Below are 20,396 nucleotides of genomic sequence, written 5' to 3'. Positions count from 1 at the left end.
AAGTGGTTCTTTTCAAATTATAATTCTTGTTATAAATATAGTATTTCTTTTTGCCCCTATATGGAGAAAAACACTTAATACTCATCTTCAAGGAAAGGCAAGGATCAATAAAAGGCAATCAATATTATTGTATTTAATTGTTCATGTAACTATGGGAGTTTCCCTAGTTAGTCAGATAACTGCGATAGTGAAATCATTTTTATAGAAAAGAATAAAGGCCAAAACTCATGTTTTGGCCTTTATTTTTAAAGGATAATTTGAATTCTTGCTCAGATTATTCATAGCTATTTATGTGTTTTGCATCCAACAATATTGACTAATCTTGATACCTTTTAAAAGAGAAGTAATGCTTTTTATCACATATTTCCTGTTGAAATTTAAATATAATGCCTTCTTCGGTTATGTAAAACATGTCAGCAACATCCCAGTCCTTAATACCACAGTTATTTTTCGGGTTTAATCTCACTTTTATGGTAGGATTGATTTTGTGATAAATAATTCCCTCTTCTATAAATTCATTTATCTTATAAGTACCTTTATTTGGATAATATATCTTTTCAATTTCCAGCCTTTTATCACTTTGTTTAATGTGTAAAGTCGGTACAATATTTCTTTTTTTACGTTGGTTCGTAAAAATGATTTTGTCGCGATGCAAATATCCCATCTGATAAATGATACAGTTGCTTAGGTTGACAATTGTATCAGGTTGATTGGTGTAAATGCTTGCGTATTGAGGCGCGCCTAGCCTTTGTCGGTATGGTTTTATTGGTACTAAATTCAATACTCTTTTTAACGTGTCAGATGTTTTTTCTATAAACAAGTAATGTATCCCAACCTTGGTTGCGGTATCCTGTTCCGGATAAGTATAAAACTCTTCCCGGCTGTAACAACTGAAATTTTTGAAATTAAGCGTATCCAAAATCGTTTCCTCGAATGTTGTTCGGTCAGGGAAGTTAATGTAATAGGTTGAACAGCTGCTAAGTGTAAACAGAATGGAAATAATTAGATATTTAAATAGATTCATTGTCGATCTTTTTATTCGTTTCACTTTGATCTTATTGTCCCATCAACCCCTATATGAAAAGTAGAGTTATCGGGATGATAAGGGTTATTTCTCATGTAATGGATCATTTTCTGTCCCTGAAAAGCCCTAAGTTTTGAGTTGATCAGGTTAAAATTCAACTGACGGTTATGTTTTAATCCAAAGCCCAATCTAAAGTAATCCATATTAAATTGCCGTTCATCCGGGGCGCCATACACCACCATGTTATTGTTTAGCGCGCTAGCCAACTCATAGCTCCCCTCAGAATATCCTGTAAATCTATTGTAGGCAACCTGGATATGATTTACTTCGATATAATCTTTATTCGAATGCCAGGCTACCATGGCGCTGGAAGTAAACCAACGGTCTTTTTGATCGGCCATCAATTTAGGCAGTACGCCATCATTTTGATAAAAGACGTGCACGTTTCCAAATTTTCCATACATTGATCCTACGCGTTGTGTTTTTTTACACAATGGGCCCGGTCGGGATAATAGTAATATATAACCTGTTCCGACAGATAGCGAAAGCGGGTAAACATTTTTAACAGCGGGAAATGAAAGGTCGGCCATGCTATAGAATGGCTGATAGTAACTGTCTGATTTATTGATTTCTTTGGCTTTGTAGGGAGACAGAACTGTTTGTACGGTAGAGTGGACCTGTGCTGCAAATCCCTTCCGTTTACCTGAAAAGAAGTTGTAAGTGCCATTTATTCCTATCTGCGCCACCACACCTCCGTAATCAGGGTTTACACTGCCTCCGAAATTTAGATTACCATAGGCATACAAGTTCTCAGCAAGATTTTTGGGTTTGATCAGTTTAAATCCGATGGTCAACGAGCTGGACATACCATACTGAAATAGGTTACTTTTGCTTCCATAGATTTGGGCACTACTGTCTAGGATGCAGCTAAGTAGTGCAATTGTACTATAAATAGGTGCTAATTTCATGGTATAAAATGTACTTGTAATTGGCTTATTACTTTAATTTTCGTAACTAAAGAAAAAAAATATCGAAATGTGTTGGGATTACCTGTTTTTGATTTAGCTATTAGATGGCTTTGTATTCATTTTTACTGCTATATAATAGGCGATCCAACCAATTTTTTCGGCAACATCGTCCTTATGGTCCGTATGGCAATAGCCAACTGTATGAGCAAACTCATGGCAAATATGTACAGCATAGGCGAGCTCGATAGGCAGGTTAGGCATATCACAAGAGATGGACTTATAATTTGAGGAAATATGCTTCGTGTTGGGACATGTTGCACCCAAAGCGCCACCACACCTGCCGGCCTGTATTGTCAAATCCAGGGTAACATCCGCATTTCTATATAAGCTATCTAGGACAGTTTTACCTTCGATCCTTTCTTTTCTTGATTCCCTTTTACCCCCACAGGAAGTACAATGATTTTTATATGCAAAATCCAGATTGTTTACTTCATCTTGAAACTCTTTTGAGTTCAGGATTTGAGAAGCCAGAACCATGGCCTTGCCAGCAATCTCCTTTGATAAAAGGGTAGGATTATATGTTTTAAAATCACCGACTCGTAAAGTGACATTTAAGGTACCTTTTGCCTGAGAAATAGGTGTTAGGAGGCTAGCATTGGTCTTCAAAAAACTGTCTCTTCCGACTGAATCAGTAATACAGGAATCCTGGCTAGTCAACTCATTCTTGGTTTTCGTCGTTTCGTTACATGCTACCATCATTATATGACAGATTATAGCAAATAAAATAATAATATATCGTTTCATAATTAAATATTTAAATGATATAAACTTATTGACTGGCACATTTCAGTCAATAAGTTTATATTCCCGGCTGAAATTTTAAGGCGATACTGGCAGCTTGGCTTTCCAATAGGTTACTATAACTGGATTTTAGCGGTATATTAAACCCTATTGTGAATTTGTCGGCAATTTTTATCCCGGTATTAAATTGTAACAAACTGAAGTCACGACGCCCGATTCTATCTGCAAATTTTTCATTCCCGAAGTAATATGAGCCTTTGATCCCCGCGAATAGATTCATTTTTGACAATGTCTCATCGGACCGCACAAGGTCTATTGACATAAATAACATGCCGGATAATTCACTAAAACTATAAGAGTTTGCCATGGGTTGATTGTCCTTTACCTCATCGATATTAAACTTATACTCCATGGGCACATATATTCTTAGCAGATGATCTTTTTTACCGGTATTAATTGTAGTGAACACAAATGGATATGTAAACGTAGCGTTAAAAAGCCCGCCATACGGGAGCTTATTTTTGCCTATATTTGTGCTGTCTATTTTTTTCTCATCTACCTGCGTTATTGTACTACCTATGGCTAGTTTGATTGGTAGTGATGGGATAGGAGCGATTGCGGAGATTAGTTCTGAATTTAGGGAATTTGACCCATCAAAATTTCGTTGTATCATAACATCTTGGACCAGCTTTAAATATTCTTGCTTATCTTTTCCAAAAAAATACTTTTTAGCCTGGTCCGGATCTCTAAACGGAAAGAATATTTTACCGCTCGCCCCCGTGTTATTTAAAGAGCTAAAATAATGAACCCCCTCTTGGTAAGCATTTTCTTCATTTTTTAATGCCAACGCAAGAATATTTTTCTGATCTAATGTAGAATTTACAATATTATCAACTTCCCTCTGGCTAAAGTGCATGATTTTATTCTCGGCAATGATGGTATTTGCAGCCTCTGTGTTTTCGCTGAATTCTTGTTTATCTATCTCAGCGATCAATTTAAATTCTTTTCTTTTCGCTACTATTTCCTGAAGTTTTTTCTCGCAATTATGTTGATATGAGGTTACTAAAGTCTCATCGATTTTGTCAGCCCAAAGGCCTTTTTGTTTCAAAATTATTTTTGTATTAGGACTTAACTCTGCTTGCTTGGATTTCACTTCGTTCACATAGCTGCTGCTGAATGAGGATACAAACTGTGCGTGGGAACTAATTGCTAGCATTGCAGAAGTAATGGTCAATAATAGTCTTTTCATATCAATTGGTTTTAGTTGTCAATAGCATTCCAGCATATTCAGGTTAATGGCGAGAATTTTAGCTTTTTATACTATTTGATTAATATTTGTTTGGTTTTTTCGATTATGGCTATGTAAAAGTTGAAAATAAAATTTGTATTACAAAATTTATCTAAAATTTCTGTTCAAGACATATGGTTTAATTCAAAAGTTCATTAAATTAGATTGAGCTAATAACCTATATAATTAAATTTTGAACTTATTTATGAAAACCAAGAAAGTATTATGTATCCACGGAATCGGTGGCAAGGATGCGTTAATGAATGAGAATATGGGATGGGTGAAAGACTGGCGCGAAGCTTTAATAGGACACCTCGGCCTTATGAATGATCAAGATGTTCAGTTTATGCCCTTTGATTCTTTTTTTAAACCATACGACGCAACTGCGACTGATTATCTTCGTTTTTTATCACAATCATTTCTAGGGCTTTGGGGTGATCGAAGGACGCACAAAGGCCTTGTTAAAGACTGGATGGATAACTATCCAGATATGGTTGTTGAGTTTTTTCAACATCCCGACTTAAGAATGAAGTTGCGCAATGAGCTAAAGAAATACATCACAATCTTAAAGCCCGATGTAATCTATGCCCACAGCCTAGGATCGCTGTTGTGCTACGACTATTTTTCACATCCGGAAAATCAAAAAGGACATGAAAATATAATATTGGTCACAGCAGGATCGCAACTGGGAAACCCTGGTTTAAAATATCACTTACCCTATCCAATCGTAAGATTACCATTAAATAAATGGTACAATTTAAATAACAATTATGATAATGTTTTCGCAAGACACGACATCTCTGTAAAGTTCGATAACTTTATGCAGATTGAAACCCTATTCGATGATGAGGATGATCCAATGAACCATAATGGATTGAGTTATCTCAATAATGAACATGCTATTTCAAAAGTTTGGAAACAGATATAAACATGTTTCCAAAAAAATTATTGTACCATTCATCATCCAGATCCGTATAATAACAGATCAACGCGTTAAGTATTCATCCACGATAGGCAGGTCAGCTTCAGCCCAATCGTAGTCCCCTAATTGGTCCACGTCTACCCATATTGCCTGCGCATGTTCCAGAGCTTCCACTTTTCCAGATTGTAAGCTGCATACAAAAGGGTAGAGCTGCAGCGAAAAGTCGGGGTAGTGATGCTCTACCATTGTAAGTGCACTGTGTATAATAATATCGATATTGAGTTCCTCCTTGATCTCTCTGCGTAGGCATTCTTCTTTGGACTCTCCGGATTCGATTTTCCCACCAGGAAATTCCCATTTCAACGGAAGTTTCATCGAGGTCGACCGCTGGCAGATCAATATTTTATTGGCGTGCTCAATGATCGCACAGGTTACTTGGAGCATAGTGGCTTAAAGATAATGATTCAGTTATAATATTGCAGGGCTTATACTAGTTCATCTGGTAATTCAAAAAAAGACCTAAAGCAATTGCTAGATGGACAAGCGTACTATAGCCCCACGAAATTCCATATCTCATTAAAGGCTTCATACTCTTGTCGTCAATTCCGAGTACAATAATTTTAGTAAGGTAATTGTCGAATTGTAGACAGAATACTATAGTTACGATACATTGCGGAATTAGGCAAATTACTAACAGTATCATAATGAGTTGGCTATCTTGTTGTGAACCAATATTATTAAACACCAAGATATCTGTTACTGTGAAAAGTATTGAACTAACAATCAGACATAAATAAAAGCTCTTTTCTGATCCGGTATTTTTCCTGCTCCAAATACCGGATAGCTTTAAATGTTTTTCCAATCCAATGTTTTTACCTTTCAGCCCACAAATTCCGATGTACATCATTATTAAATATATAATTACACACGAAAGAAAGACTGTTGATCTAATGATTATATCGATATTCATTTCAATAAGAGGTTAATTATTTTTTTCAATATTACGTTAAAATTCTATTAAAGCAATACCTGTCAATACAGATTTACTATTTAATCAACGGTAAGTTTTCATTCTCTTGGTCTTTTTTGCTCAAATTATTCACAACAGTCATTTGTTGCAAATGCCACAAAAGTCAAAGTTATTTTTTGAACAACATTTTTAAAGAAATGAACAACAATAATTCCAAATAAGATTTTAACTTTGTATTACCTGCCTAGGTTCAGACTATTGGACCTTAGTTAAAGTTGGGCCTCCCTCTGCCGATTGATGGGAGGCCCTTCTTGTTTTAAACCTATCAACTATGCCGTGCTGTTTTTTATCAGGTTCTGTAGCTAAACACTTTTGTGTAGTATTTTACACGTGGGGACGCTCGGTGCGGTGATAATTTATATTTTAGGAAAAAGCGTGAATAATGATTATAAGAGACTATGAGAAAAATACTCCAATGCATTATTTTAATATTTATTATAACTAGTTGTAGAAAGCAACATGACATTGTTGCTGAAAATGCCGATAAACAGACTATTGAATTTTTGCAAGCGGATTTTAAGAAGCAGACCGGTTACAATGATGTCGACTCCAATTTTGTAAATTCAAATTTTAAATCTGTCATTGATTGGAATACGTACCGTCAAATATCAAGCGATACAGTCTATGTGAAGGTAAAACTACTAGATCGCGTAGAAGTGTTATGGGACACTTTGAGAATAGATATCAAAGAGAATGTATGGATTAGAGCCATAAATAAGGAAAAGAAATGGGATTACAAGTTATTGACTTTTATCAAGGAAGATAATTTAGCCCCTTATTCAGGCGCTATCCTTGCTCGTTCTTTACCATCCACCGGTGATAATCTCTCCTTATTTCAGGATAACCTAAAAGTAGATAAGGAGCGTAAACTACGTGCGGGATGGGCCCCGGTACGAGAATGTATCGAAGCTTATGTAGAAGGACAATTGAATAGGGTAAGTTGTCAATATGATCTAAGTCGTGGAGGGGGAGATGATATTGATTTTGGTCGGCCTTCTCCTGGAGATTATAATAATGTGAACCCCGGTGGATCGGCTGGAGGAGGGGGGAATTCTAACAACAACGCACAACCACCTACAGCTGATGAGTTAAAACTACAACTAGAAGATAAACCGTTTGCATTAATACCTGATATTCCATGTGAGGTAATTAAGAAGTGGATTGCTACTGCTAAACATCAAGTTCAGCAAGCTCAAATAGATAAGTTGAATCAAATCCGGTTTAGCACGACACAAGTTCCCTGGGCTAAGAGCGAAGTAATTGCTAAAGTTCAAAAAATTGATGATGCCCACAGCACAGTAGTCAATATGGATTATTTTCCTATTACAGTTACGGAATTACCTATAGTAAATGGCAAAAGATTAACTCCTGCTGAATTTATCAAGCATATAAGATTAAATATCAATAATTTTATAAATAAAGATTATTCATCTTTTGCTCCATATAATTATCTAGGTATAGACGATACAAATTTATGGAATTCTTCAAATCCAATTAATGCTGTGGTTGGAATTGATATTCCCGGAGTTTTTGGTTCTTCAGATAATTTTTTTGATGACGATGCTGCTGTTATCGTAAGTAAGTCTGATGCTTCCGGATGGACATTTACAACAATATTTGATCCTATTTATGGATCCCATCCAGTATCGGGAAATAGAGATTTTGGGTTTACTCAGAACTCGAATGGTTCCTATACATTTTATACTAGAGGTGTAGATCGACTAACCGATAATTTTGGGGCTGTTCTTCAGCAATTAAGTGGTACACCATTTACAAAGGCTGATCAACTATGGACTTCCTTTCAGGAAATGGTCTCAGAATATGTGAATCAGCATGGAGGTTCTGCTGCTATAGCTCAACAAGAGATTCATAGGCCAAATTGGGCTTTGGTGAAAGATGTAATTGATGGGAAAAAACCGTTAAGTACATTAAGCAATGATTGTAAATAAATATATTTATCGTATGATTAGAAAAATAACGGCCAATTTGATTGTCGCATTTGTCATCATCCCATTTATTCTTACTGCAGGGAGTTGGGCAAATATTATTTCAGGAAACTATAGAATAGAAGATGCATATTACAATTCATTAAGTGAATATATAGGCGTAATCCTTCATGAAACTGCTTTTCCTATATTTTCAATACTTTATTTGCTGGTGATTTTATTGCCTTACCAATTAATCAAAGATCGTTATTATATAAAGAATGGTCATGGCATGAGTTTTTGGAAGAAGTTGCTTATCCTCACTGCCATGATAGCCTTGCTTTGGATATTAATTTTTCATTATCCGATCAGTGACTGGTATATCAAATTTTTATCCTATGTTATCGGAATTGCAATTTCCGTTTCAACAATATTATACTTTTCAGTGGATTGCTATAGCGAGAATAAGGTTTCAGGATAAATAAGCAAGTTTTCTATTTGTTAAGCCAATATATTGTTCGCATCTTTTATTCTTTTATAGTAATATTTGCTGTTAATATTGTGCCAATAATTTGAGTGGTCTGCCCCCTATATATCTAGCTGTTAGCATTACTTTATATTCTTTTTTTGCGTGGTTCAAAAGAATATAATTCTTCTTTTTCCACTTCAGAAAAATCTACTGTTAATGGAAAATCATCTTTGTTTCGATAAAAGCTTGCTTTGTCGAGCAATTCATATAAGCCCATTTCATGGAGGTCATAATTTTTTAAGTCTTTGCCCTGTAACAGACTATTTCAGCATAGTAATCATTTTTGGTAGATTCGTTATCACGCTTGATATCGCCAATTTCTGCGATTGCAAAATAATGAGCAACAGGCGTCATTCGTTTAGAAGCAATGTTCTATAATTCATTTGTGTTTGAGAACCCTTTAAGCTTATCTAAATTGTTTGTTTTTTTGTCTCTAAATTTTTGATATGATATTGAGCAATTTTTTGAAAAAAGAGCTATAGTTTCATCAAATGGCGTTGAGAAGAAATGATCTTTCGCATAGTTTTTATCGTAATTGAATCCTTCAAATAAAGCAATATCACACATGATGTCTTTTGTTAATCTAATATACTTGAGAATCCTTAGATCAGACTTTGTAGAATTTGTTGGATCCAAGTAAATCAGATTATTTTCTATCATTTTTAATGCATGGAAAAAAGATATAAATCGATACACTGTAGTATCTATATAATGTGAATTATCTTCATATTCACCATTTACATTGTGCCATCCCTCTTGATAATTTTGGAATAAATTTAGTAAACGATTTCTTAAAGATTCAGCAGAAGACAATAGGATACTTTTATGTTTGGCAATGTGTTCTTTTACCAACTTGGCTTGGCTAGAACGATGTTCATGTTTAATTTTATGAAGTAATAAACCTTTTTCTACAAATGGTTTGAAGACTATGGTAGTTGCAATTGATGTTCCTGCTGAGATTAATGCAATTAGTATTTTTTCATCCATATGAAATTTTATTAAAATAATTGAATTTTATGATGTTTATTAGGTTTGGCTAATTTTATTAGTAATTACATGGGGTTTATTATATTTGTAGTGCTTTAGGATTTTATATTGTACGGTTAATATCTTTCGAGTTTATGAAATAAATGTAATAAAATCAAGACTGCAATATCCATTAGCCTGGATTTCAAAACTTTCAATTTATTCTTATATTTCGTATCCAAATTAAGTACTTTATTATCGCTATAAGCTAGTGATTAAAGGTTATATTTGTAAGCATAAGTATATTGAAATTGACAAATGCAAAACAACTTTATATATCTTGATAATAATGCAACTACCCCGTTGGATCCAAGAGTTCTTGAGGAGATGATGCCGTATTTGACAGATATGTTTGGCAATGCATCTAGTAGCCACAAAATGGGAAGATTGTTAGATGCAGTGGTTAAGAGAAGTCGAATGCGAATAGGAAATCTTATTGATGTCAATGAGGAAGACATTTATTTTACGGCAGGTGCTACTGAAGCCATCAATATTGCGTTACAAGGATTACCGTCCATAGCAGGAAGAGCAAAACATATCATTACCGTACAGACGGAGCATCCAGCTGTTCTGGATACCTGTCGTTTTCTTGAAAACACCGGTGTTGAAGTGACCTACCTGTCCGTAGATGAGTATGGATTGATAGATTTTGATGAGCTTGAGAAAGCCTTCAAAGACAATACAGTCTTAGTTAGTGTGATGCATGTTAATAACGAGACTGGGGTGATCCAAGATATCGAGCGTATTGCGAGCATTGCACATCATCATTGCGCACTTTTTATGAGTGATGGAACGCAGTCAGTAGGAAAACTTCCTATTGAAGCGAGTTCATTCATTGATATACTTACTTTTTCGGCCCATAAGTTTTATGGACCAAAGGGCATTGGAGGAGCATACTTCAATCCTCGGATGAAAATCAAGTCATTGGTATATGGTGGTGGGCACGAACGGGGCTTGCGCAGTGGAACCCTGAATGTCCCTGGGATTGTGGGCATGGGGAAAGCAGCAGAACTTGCAGCTTCACAAATGACTGAAGATAAAGCACGTGTTGGAAAACTACGTGATACATTAGAACAACAATTATTAACAATAGAAGGAGCAGAGCGGAATGGCTCCAAAGAGCAACGAATTTATACGACAAGTAATATTCGTTTTGATGGTATTGACAATGAAGCTGTTTTACTTGGATTGAAAGATATCTGCGTGTCAAATGGATCTGCATGTCACTCCTTCGTAATGCAACCTTCACATGTATTATTGGCGATGGGTTTAACTAAAGAGGAGGCCAACACGGCTATCCGGTTTAGCCTAGGGCGCTTCAATACAGCGGAGGAAATCAAACAGACCGTAGATGCGGTAGCGAAGACTATTTCCCGATTACGGGCGATGGCTTTCTAAAATGAGGTGTAAAAATTATTAATGGCAAAATTATCATTTTCAGGACACGAAACCTTTTCGTGTAAAATATATTGGTTAAAGAAGGGGTATGACTTTGTCCAAGCAGGGAAGAAGTTTACAGACGATGATGCGGTAGTGGAGCTTGGCGTAGGAAAGAATATGGTTACTTCTATTCGTTTTTGGCTAAAGGCATTTGGTATTATAGATGAATTAGATCAAACAACAGAATTCGCCAATTTTATATTTGGTGAAAATGGTGTTGATCCATATTTAGAAGATACCATGACTTTATGGCTTTTACATTATAATTTATTAAATGTAGAAAAAGCTTCAATTTATTCTATTATCTTCAATGGCCTTAGACGTGAAAGATTAGAATTTACAAAACAACGTTTACTTGGATTTTTAAAACGTCAATTAGAAGAGGCAAAAGTAAGCTTTAGTGATAAGACATTAGATTCTGATGTCAAAGTTTTCTTTGGAAACTATACCAGATTTAGTAGTTCTGATGTAGAAGATGCATATAGTACTATTCTTCAAGAATTAGGGCTTATTGATCATTATGAACGGACTGATAATCAGAATAAACTAATAGATGTCTATGTCTTTAATATGAAGTCCAAAAATATTCCATTGGAAGCTCTTTTATATGCAATTTTAGACAAAAATATCTATGGAAATTCTATTAGTATTGGTCACTTAGCAAATGACTATAATTCTGTAGGTAATACATTTTTAATGACAGAAAGCGTTATTATAGATTATCTGCGCAATATTCCACCGTATTATGGAACATATTCTGAGACTGCAGGAAATCCTGTTTTACAATTAGTTCCTGGATTAGAAAAATATCAAATATTAAAAAACTATTATAATTTGGCGTATGCAGGTATATAGTTATTCTCCGTCCGTCAATATTATTCGTGACAAGGATCGCGAATTGAATTATGTAAAAACATTAAATGGGCAGCGAGCATTTGAACAAATTGTTAGTTCAGCAAATGTAGGTTATCGTACTTTCTCAATTATTGGAGCATATGGAACAGGAAAATCCACTTTCTTATGGGCACTTGCTCACGCTGTACAAAATGAAAATAAGTTTTTTGATCACTTTGATTACTTTATAAAAGGATATCAAAAGTATACAACATTAGATTTTGTTGGTGAATATACATCCTTGCAAGATATTTTTGCAAAGAAACTCAATTGCGAGTCTAAGGATGTACTAACCTCCTTAAAACTATATACCGAAAGCTTAAAGAAAGAAGAAACTGCTCTAATTATCAGAATTGATGAGTTTGGTAAATTTTTAGAGCATGCAGCTCAAAATAATCCTGAGCAAAGTTTTTACTTTATCCAAGAATTATCCGAGTTCGTTAATGACGATAGTGGTAATACTATTATGCTCACAACCTTGCATCAAGACTTCTCCGCATATGCATATCATTTAAGTGAAGCACAAAGGAAGGAATGGCAAAAAGTTAAAGGACGGCTACAGGAGATTCCTTTTAATGTCCCTTCAGAACAGCTACTTTTAATTGCTGCTGAGAGATTAAAAGATCAAATAAATCATAATGATAATTTGCAACTTTTAGAGTTGACAGAAGTAATAACAAAATCAAATGCTTTCCCTTCCAAAGAGTATTTTTCGTTAGATGTTATTAAGGCCTTATACCCACTTGAATTATTATCTGGAAGCATTCTGACAATGGCTTTACAGCGTTATGGCCAGAATGACCGTTCTCTTTTTACATTTTTGGATGCTGAGGACTACAAAGGTATTCGATATTTTCTGAAAGAGGAAAATAATACTTTTTATAGCCTAGGAGACGTATATGATTATTTAATTTATCATTACAGCCAACAGCTTCTTGTCAAACAAAATCTAGATTTTCAGATATGGCGTTTAATGCATGATAGTATTGAAAAAGCTGAGGGTATTTTTACAGGTGAGCAGCTAATTAAGTGTGTTTCTCTTATCAAAGTTATTGGTTTATTACAGTTGTTTTCTCGTAAGTCAATGTCAATTAATGAAGAGTTTTTAGCTGGTTATTCTAGAATAGTACTTGGATATGAAACCATCTTGGAAGAACTAAAACGATTGGCTAATCTTAGTATAATTCGTTACCGAGATAAAAGTAAGAAGTTTGTTCTAGTTGAGGAAACCGATGTTGATATTGATTGGGAGATTGAGCACGCTAAAAAATTTATTACAGAAATTAGGAGTATTGGATCCTATTTATCAGATCATATTGAGCTGCCTTCTTTACTAGCAAAACGAGCGTTATTGGAGAAAGGAACTCCTCGATATTTTACTTTTATATTCTCAGATCAGGCACTATCCTTAAAACCTATAGGAGAAATTGATGGCTATATAAATCTGGTATTTTCCACCAATGAAATCGATAATACGCGTAAATTAAGTGGCTCACAAGAAGAAGCAATTCTGTATGTTGTCTATAAGAAATCAAAAGAAATACTCCGCAATATTACGTTAATAGAGCAAATTAAATATGCGCGAGCAAAATATAGTGATGATAATATAGCGAAAAAAGAGTTTACAATTCAATTGGATCAGATATTGGAACTTTTAAAAGAGATGGTTCTGGAAGCACTTTATCGGATTGATCCAAATGAAATAAGTGTTTTTTATCGAGGAATTGATTGTACTGAAAAAATCAAAACTTGGCGTGAACTTAATGGTTTATTAAGTGATATTATTGATAAAACATATTTCGGAGCCCCTGTCTTTAAGAATGAAATGGTTAATAAGACCAAATTGTCTTCACCAATTCTGACCGCAAGAAAAGCGCTGTTCAACAATATCTGTGATAATATGGGAAGGGAGGATTTTGGCTTTAACCCTAGCCTATATCCGCCAGAGAAAACTATATACTATTCATTATTAAAAAGTAATGGTTTCTATAACAAAGGTGAATTTGGTACTTATGAATTAAATTCACCAAGCTCCGAAGATTTTCGTTTAGTTTGGGGTTTGTTTTTAGAATTTTTAGATGAGGCAAGAGTATCTAAAATTAACCTTCAAGAACTTGTAGAAAGATTATTAGAACGACCTTTTAAGCTAAAGAAAGGACTTATTGATTTTATTTTACCTTTGTTTTTACTTGTAAAGCAATCTGATTTTTCTCTTTTCAACAAAGATGGTTTTATCCCTCAACTGAATGCCAATATTCTTGACTTGATTGTTAAAAATCCTGGAGAGTTCTCAATAAAATCATTCTCTGCAACAGGAATTCATTTATCTGTATTTAATAAGTATCGCGAGTTGTTGAATCAGAATAAAGTTGAGAGAAGTTCGAACACTGGTTTTATTGAGATGATTAGACCTTTTCTGTCATTTTATATACAACTTCCAGAATATGCAAAACAAACAAACAAATTAACCAAAGAGGTTTTAAATCTCAGGAAGGCTATTGCTGATTCAATCGATCCGGAGAAAACCTTCTTTGAAGATTTTCCAAGTGCTATGGGGTACTCTTTGAAGGAACTAGATGAAAGTCCTCAGAAGCTGGAGCGTTTTTTTGTAGAATTAAGGCAGTCAATTACTGACATCCGATCCTCATTTAGCGGGTTAGTTCAAAGATTTGAAGAGTTTGTATTGGAGGAAATCGTTGGTGGAAACTCTATTTTAGAGTTTGTTGATTGGAAAAAAGTTATTCAAGATCGTTTCATAGGATTGAAATCATATATTATTTCTCCGCACCTAAGAGTATTTTTACAACGACTAAACTCAAATCTGGATGATAAGATTACGTTCTTGAGTTCATTATCACATGCTATTATTGGTAAGCAATTAGAAGATATTAATGATGAAGAAGAGGTCGTACTTTTTGTCAAATTTAAGGAGTGGATCCATGAATTAGAAAATTTCACAGAAATTGAAAATAAGGTTACCAATGAATATGTACATGATGCGGTCAAGATTGAGATTACAAGTCTTAAAGAAGGCTTAAATAAACAGGTGTTGAGTATTCCTAAATCTAAGCAAAAAGAGGTCGAAAGGAAAAAAGCGGAATTCATTCAATACTTGACTAATGATCGAGAAATGAATATATTTATATTAGCAAAATTATTAAAAGACCAAATGGATTGATATGGCTGATAATAAAAAGGTAAGGCATGTATTAGGTATTTCTGGCGGTAAAGATAGTGCTGCTTTAGCAATCTATATGAAAAATAATTATCCTGAGTTAGATATTGAATACTATACTGCAGATACAGGGAAGGAGCTTGAGGAGACATATCAGCTCATTCGAAATCTTGAAGCGTATCTTGGAAAGAAGATTATTAAACTAAAGGCTTTTGATGATAGCGTTGAAACGCCTTTCGACCATAAAATGAAAACGCTTGGTGGCTTCCTACCGAGTACAAAAAATCGGTGGTGCACTAAAACACTAAAGTTAGATGTATTTGAAGAGTTTGTTGGTAACGATCAAGTAATTTCTTATGTTGGGATAAGAGGGGATGAGGATAGAGAAGGATATATATCTGACAAATCAACTATTCAATCAATATACCCATTTAGGCAAAATATATGGAGTGTTGATCTTGTCCATAAAATTTTGAATAATGCAAAGATAAACGATCGACTTGCTTGGGCTGAGGAAAATATTGAATCTGATAAATTATTACGATATCTAGAAGTATTGGGACGTCCAATAGATAGTGTTTTGTTAACGGAAAAGGAAAAACTCAATCAGCTTATCAACTTAGGTATAGAAGAATATAATAAGCTTGCACTGCATGTAGCCAATATTGAAAAATATCCAATAGGAAATATGCAAGGAGAATTTCCTTTAGTGGAAAATAAGGATATCTTGATACTTGAAGATATTTTCGCTTTACTCGAAAATAGTGGTGTTGGTGTACCTGCTTATTATAAAGATATTGAGTTTGAAGTAGATGGAGAAAAAGCAACATATAATAGAAGTCGTTCAGGGTGCTATTTTTGTTTCTTTCAGCAAAAGATCGAGTGGGTTTGGCTTCTTGAACAACATCCTAAATTGTTTGCAGAAGCTATGGAATATGAACGCGGCGATTTCTCTTGGAGCCAAGAAGAGTCATTAGAACAGCTTAGCCAGCCTGAACGTGTTCTTGAAATTAAACGAGAGTATATAAAACGCCAAAAAAGATTACAAAATCAAAAGAAATTCAAAAGTTCCAAACTAATGGATATTCTGATGGACAATCCTGAGGAAGAAATTGGTTGTGCTAGTTGTTTTATTTAGCCAAAATTATGTTAGATAATAGTAACCCCAAAGAAGATAACTTATCATTCAAAGTCGATGCTGGTTTAATTGATAGGCTTGGTAGAGAACTGGTTGGTAGAGCTGAAACAGCTGTATCAGAATTGATAAAGAACGCATATGATGCGGACGCTACAAAAGTTAATGTAAAATATATCAATTCAAATTTAATTGGGGGAACTCTTATAATTGAGGATAATGGTCATGGAATGACATTGGATCAATTAAAAAAAGGGTTTATGACGATTTCATCGACGGATAAAATACATAATCCACGGTCGTTGAAGTTCCACCGAAGTAAAGCTGGACGTAAAGGAATTGGTCGGTTTGCAACACAACGACTAGGACATAAACTTACTATTATTACTCAAACAATTCATGGAAATGAGGCTATAAAAATATCAATAGATTGGGATGCTTATAAAATTGATTCCCAGCTGACGGATATACAAAATAAAGTAGAATATATTCCAAAATCTAATATTGAAGGTACAACTCTAATTATTGATAATTTAAGAGATAGTTGGTCTGAGGCTGATATAAAACGAGTATATCGCTATATTTCAGATTTATTGCAACCAGATTATCTTTCAGAGAAAAGCCAGGCTTTAGGTTTTGCCAAGCAATCTGAGGAATCGTTTAAAGTCACATTCAAGCAAATTCTTGACAACCAAGAAAAAACTATTGCTGATACAAAGTCTTTTCTATTTGATAAAGCCTTAGCGGTTATCGAAGGCTATGTTGACAAATCTCTTGATGGTTACTGCATGATCAAAAGTGATAGTCTTGATGTTGATAACGATATTATGTTAATTCCTCGAACGCAGGATGATCCAAAATACCATAATTTAAGTGAAGTGCATTTCAAAGCATATTATTTCATTTATCATCGTGACCAATATTATTCAAATATTTCAAAAATGGAGCTCAAAAGCATTCAAAATATATCCAATGAGCAGGGGGGAATTAGGCTATATCGAAATGGTTTTAGGGTACTCCCATATGGAGAACCAAATGATGATTGGTTAAATATAGATCGTCGTTATTATAATGAGTCAGGCACAAACGCTCCTTTTGGAAATAAAAATTTGTTTGGATTCGTCGAAATTATTGATCCACAAGGAGATCTTTTTGAAGAAACGGCTAGTAGGGAGGGATTGATCGAAAATGAATCATTTAAAGAATTAACTGATTTTCTTCATAAAGCTTTTGAGGTCTCAAGGAACAAAATTAGATATGCTGTAGAGAAAAAGAAAAATGAGACCAATAAAATTGAAAATATTGCGAAGGGAATTAGTGATGAGAGAACTACGCTCGAGAAGCTAATAGACTTAGAAAAGAATGTTGAAGAGTTGACAAATTTTTCTAATTCAGGTAAAGAAGCTGTTGATATAATTAAAAAGGATACACAAAAAATATTTGATGGTTTAAAAGATGATTTTTTAAAATTATTAGACGAACTAGGAATGATAAGAGTTCTAGCAGGATTAGGACTCACTATAGGTGAATTCACACATGAAGTTGTACAGTTTACACCATCAATAATGGGCGATTTAAGCGTTTTAAGTGTGCAAAATCTTAATTCGGCGGGTGTTAATTCACTAGATAATCTTAAGAGAACTATTCAGCTGTTTATTTCATATACATCCTATTTCAATTCAACGGTTTCTGAAAATGTCAGTAGAGAACTGAGGGTTCAGTCTCTCGACAGCGTTGTTGCTAATTTTCAAAAAGTTATTAAGTCAGATCTGAAAAATTTAAATATTGATTTTAATGTGGAGGAATATGGCTTTGACCTGAATACTGTTCCTATGCATACTTCCGAATGGACTTCAATTTTATTTAACTTATATACAAATTCGAAGAAGGCCATCAGAAGACAGAAAGTTAACGGGAAAATTAAAGTTGTTGTAGGAAAGGAAGATAATAGAGTTTATTTAGAATTTTCAGATAACGGAGATGGTGTACCATATGAAAATCGTCATAGGGTTTTTATGCCCTTTTTTACTACATCTTCCCCTGTTGGTTTTGATGCATCAGATGATGAAAAAATTACCGGTACGGGGCTAGGGTTGAAAATTGTAAAAGATATTATTCTTGGATATGGAGGTACTATAGATTTAATTGATCCTGAAGAAGGTTTTTCGACATGCTTTAGAATTGATCTTCCCATTGCAACTGCAAAACAAATAGAAAAATATGGTATATAAGTATATATATGTCGATGATGCACAGCATGAGCTCGAGCAAGGAATGATTAATGCATTACAGGCTGATGGAGATATAAAAATAACTTTTAGCGGCCCTAGAAACTGGGAAGATCTTATTGATTTTTTAAAGTTAGAGCTACCTCAACACAGTGGAATCATTCTTGATTTGCGGCTTGATGATATACCTTACGATGGTAAAAATGCAAGTTATAAAGGAAGTACCGTTGCACAAGAACTTAGAAATCTGACGAAAGAAAATACACTGTCCGATTTTCCAATAATACTTTTCTCAGGCACTGATAATCTAGAATATTATTTAGATCAAACTAGTAAAGACTTATTCGATAAAATAATCGATAAAACAAAAATTGAAGGAGAAGATTATATTAATTATTCTGACTTTAGAGACATATTGAGATGGCTAGCTAAAGGCTACAAATATTTATCTACGGTAGATAGAGATGATCTTCTTTCGGTTTTGAGTATTGATGATATTACCCTCTTAGATACAAGGTTTGTTGAGAGTTATAATGGTATAAGGAATAAACCTATACATATAACAGCACAATTCTTTCTTAAAGAAATGCTAGGTCGACCGTCTTTTTTAATCAGCGAACAAATTCTTGCAGCTCGCTTAGGAGTGAACGTCTCTTCCCTAGGTTGGCCTAAGTTGTTAGATCACTTTTCTGATTGTATTTACAAAGGAGCTTTTGCTAGGGGATTAAATCATTGGTGGATGCCTAAGATTATTCGATTTTGGAAAGATAATATCTCTACTGAAGTAAATATTAGAAATATTTCCGCTAGTAAAAGAGTTGATTTATTGAAAGATGCTTTAAATATACATGATCTAACTGCAATAGAAAAATCTCGTAGGAGCAAAAGCGATGCCTTTTGGACAGTATGCAAAGTAAGAAAGATTGCTATAGATACTATCGACGGATTTGTAATATCCGGACAAGATAATAAATTTCCATGGCAAGATATTGAATATATTTGTATTGATGAAGCTCTTCGACCATCTAAAGGTATTACTATTTCATCTCTGGAGATACCTAGACTAAAAAATTTAAAATCTATAATTGAGAATAATGAACAACGTGAACGTCGATAGTAGGAGTATTGGCCGAGACTTATGTACATTAGCAAGACTTTTGTTTGATCATCAATTATGCTCAGATGTTACACCGTTGGAAAATGCGGGGCAATGTTGCATGTATTTAGATGAAGGGAGGGTTTGGGCATATGATTTGGGAAAAATCAGCTTTAGAATTGACGATGTTGGGGGAAGGATACCATTTGATGCAGTTGATATTTCTGCATCTCTTACTATAGGAATAAAAGGAGCAGAATTTATAAATGACTCAATAATTAGAGACCCTCTGGCACATCTAGTTTTTGATCTTGAAATTGAAGGATTTCGGGTGAACCAGACGAAAGATGTGATTGACAATTTATATTCCGCATGGCATTTAGATAGACATATTTTTGAGGATGGAGATGGAAAAACAAAATATTCTCACCCTATTTATCATTTTACTTTTGGAGGCAACAAAATGGAAGAGCGCGGGGATATCTATGGAGATTGTTTGATCCTCCCTTCACCGAGAATTAGTTATCCTCCTATGGATGCGATTCTGGGTATAAATTTTATTTTACAGAATTACTTAAATAAAGAAAAAATATCAGGAATAACTTCTGACTCCTATTATATAGATATTGTAACTAGGGCTCAAGAATGTTTACAAAAACCATACTTTCTTTCAATAGCAGGATATTGGAACACTAAACTATTCGATAATCCTCAACATTATTTAAATACTTCCTCAAATTTTGGTTGTAAGGATTTGGCTCCTTTAATGTATTAAATACTTGTCGTTTGTTATCATTTGGTGCAACAAAAAAGGCATATGTGGAATATCTAATCCATAGTGTTAGAGTTATAAAAGTATCCATTTTTGTAAATAGTACAATATCCACTTTCTTCCGCCACAAGGGAAATTTGACA

At 34.3% G+C, this 20,396-nt stretch carries 16 protein-coding genes; 10 read left to right on the top strand and 6 right to left on the bottom strand.

The genetic code is table 11. The features are described from left to right. Window positions 1-316: 316 nt before the first annotated feature. The 4 genes from HX021_RS19870 to HX021_RS19855 form a co-directional block, all read right to left on the bottom strand. Window positions 317-1,024, bottom strand: coding sequence for a hypothetical protein (locus tag HX021_RS19870; protein WP_286592334.1), 708 nt, complete (start codon window positions 1,022-1,024; stop codon window positions 317-319). Between the two features lie 20 nt (window positions 1,025-1,044). Then, complete coding sequence (locus tag HX021_RS19865; protein ID WP_286592333.1) at window positions 1,045-1,992, bottom strand: hypothetical protein; 948 nt, start codon at window positions 1,990-1,992, stop codon at window positions 1,045-1,047. Between the two features lie 93 nt (window positions 1,993-2,085). Next, on the bottom strand, window positions 2,086-2,751 hold the full coding sequence (locus HX021_RS19860; protein WP_286592332.1) for a hypothetical protein: 666 nt from the start codon (window positions 2,749-2,751) through the stop codon (window positions 2,086-2,088). Between the two features lie 100 nt (window positions 2,752-2,851). Continuing rightward, on the bottom strand, window positions 2,852-4,042 hold the full coding sequence (locus HX021_RS19855; RefSeq protein WP_286592331.1) for a hypothetical protein: 1,191 nt from the start codon (window positions 4,040-4,042) through the stop codon (window positions 2,852-2,854). A 244-nt stretch (window positions 4,043-4,286) separates the two neighbouring features. Here HX021_RS19855 and HX021_RS19850 point away from each other — a divergent pair, with 244 nt between their 5' ends. Beyond that, window positions 4,287-5,009, top strand: a complete 723-nt coding sequence (locus HX021_RS19850) for a hypothetical protein (RefSeq protein ID WP_286592330.1) — start codon at window positions 4,287-4,289, stop codon at window positions 5,007-5,009. Window positions 5,010-5,066: 57 nt separating this feature from the next. Here the strand turns inward: HX021_RS19850 and HX021_RS19845 are convergent, their stop codons facing one another. Next, the gene (locus HX021_RS19845) at window positions 5,067-5,447 is read right to left on the bottom strand and encodes a (deoxy)nucleoside triphosphate pyrophosphohydrolase (RefSeq protein WP_286592328.1); all 381 of its coding nucleotides are present in this window, start codon (window positions 5,445-5,447) and stop codon (window positions 5,067-5,069) included. A 984-nt stretch (window positions 5,448-6,431) separates the two neighbouring features. Between HX021_RS19845 and HX021_RS19840 the strand changes: the two genes are divergently transcribed. Further along, window positions 6,432-7,982: a hypothetical protein gene (locus tag HX021_RS19840; protein ID WP_286592327.1), complete on the top strand. Its 1,551-nt coding sequence runs from the start codon at window positions 6,432-6,434 to the stop codon at window positions 7,980-7,982. Between the two features lie 13 nt (window positions 7,983-7,995). Continuing rightward, window positions 7,996-8,439 carry a hypothetical protein gene (locus tag HX021_RS19835; RefSeq protein WP_286592326.1) on the top strand — a complete coding sequence of 148 codons (444 nt, stop codon included), beginning with the start codon at window positions 7,996-7,998 and terminating at the stop codon, window positions 8,437-8,439. A gap of 420 nt (window positions 8,440-8,859) precedes the next feature. Here the strand turns inward: HX021_RS19835 and HX021_RS19830 are convergent, their stop codons facing one another. After that, window positions 8,860-9,474 carry a hypothetical protein gene (locus HX021_RS19830; RefSeq protein ID WP_286592325.1) on the bottom strand — a complete coding sequence of 205 codons (615 nt, stop codon included), beginning with the start codon at window positions 9,472-9,474 and terminating at the stop codon, window positions 8,860-8,862. Window positions 9,475-9,771: 297 nt separating this feature from the next. On the opposite strand from HX021_RS19830, the gene HX021_RS19825 reads away from it, so the two are divergent. From HX021_RS19825 to HX021_RS19795, 7 genes are read left to right on the top strand one after another with little or no spacing between them, the layout of a single operon-like run. Beyond that, entirely contained in the window at window positions 9,772-10,911 is a 1,140-nt protein-coding gene (locus HX021_RS19825) for a cysteine desulfurase family protein (RefSeq protein WP_286592324.1), read from the top strand. Window positions 10,912-10,932: 21 nt separating this feature from the next. Then, on the top strand, window positions 10,933-11,808 hold the full coding sequence (locus tag HX021_RS19820; RefSeq protein WP_286592323.1) for a DUF4007 family protein: 876 nt from the start codon (window positions 10,933-10,935) through the stop codon (window positions 11,806-11,808). Further along, on the top strand, window positions 11,795-15,025 hold the full coding sequence (locus HX021_RS19815) for a hypothetical protein (RefSeq protein ID WP_286592321.1): 3,231 nt from the start codon (window positions 11,795-11,797) through the stop codon (window positions 15,023-15,025). Before HX021_RS19820 ends, HX021_RS19815 begins: the two co-directional genes overlap by 14 nt. A gap of 1 nt (window position 15,026) precedes the next feature. Continuing rightward, window positions 15,027-16,160 carry a phosphoadenosine phosphosulfate reductase family protein gene (locus tag HX021_RS19810; protein WP_286592320.1) on the top strand — a complete coding sequence of 378 codons (1,134 nt, stop codon included), beginning with the start codon at window positions 15,027-15,029 and terminating at the stop codon, window positions 16,158-16,160. Between the two features lie 8 nt (window positions 16,161-16,168). Continuing rightward, window positions 16,169-18,388: an ATP-binding protein gene (locus HX021_RS19805; protein ID WP_286592319.1), complete on the top strand. Its 2,220-nt coding sequence runs from the start codon at window positions 16,169-16,171 to the stop codon at window positions 18,386-18,388. Next, on the top strand, window positions 18,378-19,502 hold the full coding sequence (locus HX021_RS19800) for a hypothetical protein (RefSeq protein WP_286592318.1): 1,125 nt from the start codon (window positions 18,378-18,380) through the stop codon (window positions 19,500-19,502). The genes HX021_RS19805 and HX021_RS19800 overlap by 11 nt, the downstream gene beginning before the upstream one ends. Further along, the gene (locus HX021_RS19795; RefSeq protein WP_286592317.1) at window positions 19,480-20,256 is read left to right on the top strand and encodes a hypothetical protein; all 777 of its coding nucleotides are present in this window, start codon (window positions 19,480-19,482) and stop codon (window positions 20,254-20,256) included. Before HX021_RS19800 ends, HX021_RS19795 begins: the two co-directional genes overlap by 23 nt. Window positions 20,257-20,396: the final 140 nt, after the last annotated feature.

It is taken from the genome of Sphingobacterium sp. N143 (genome assembly GCF_030325625.1).
Taxonomy (GTDB): domain Bacteria; phylum Bacteroidota; class Bacteroidia; order Sphingobacteriales; family Sphingobacteriaceae; genus Sphingobacterium.
Note: the sequence above shows the minus strand (reverse complement) of the source record. Positions and strands in the feature narration are given on the sequence as shown.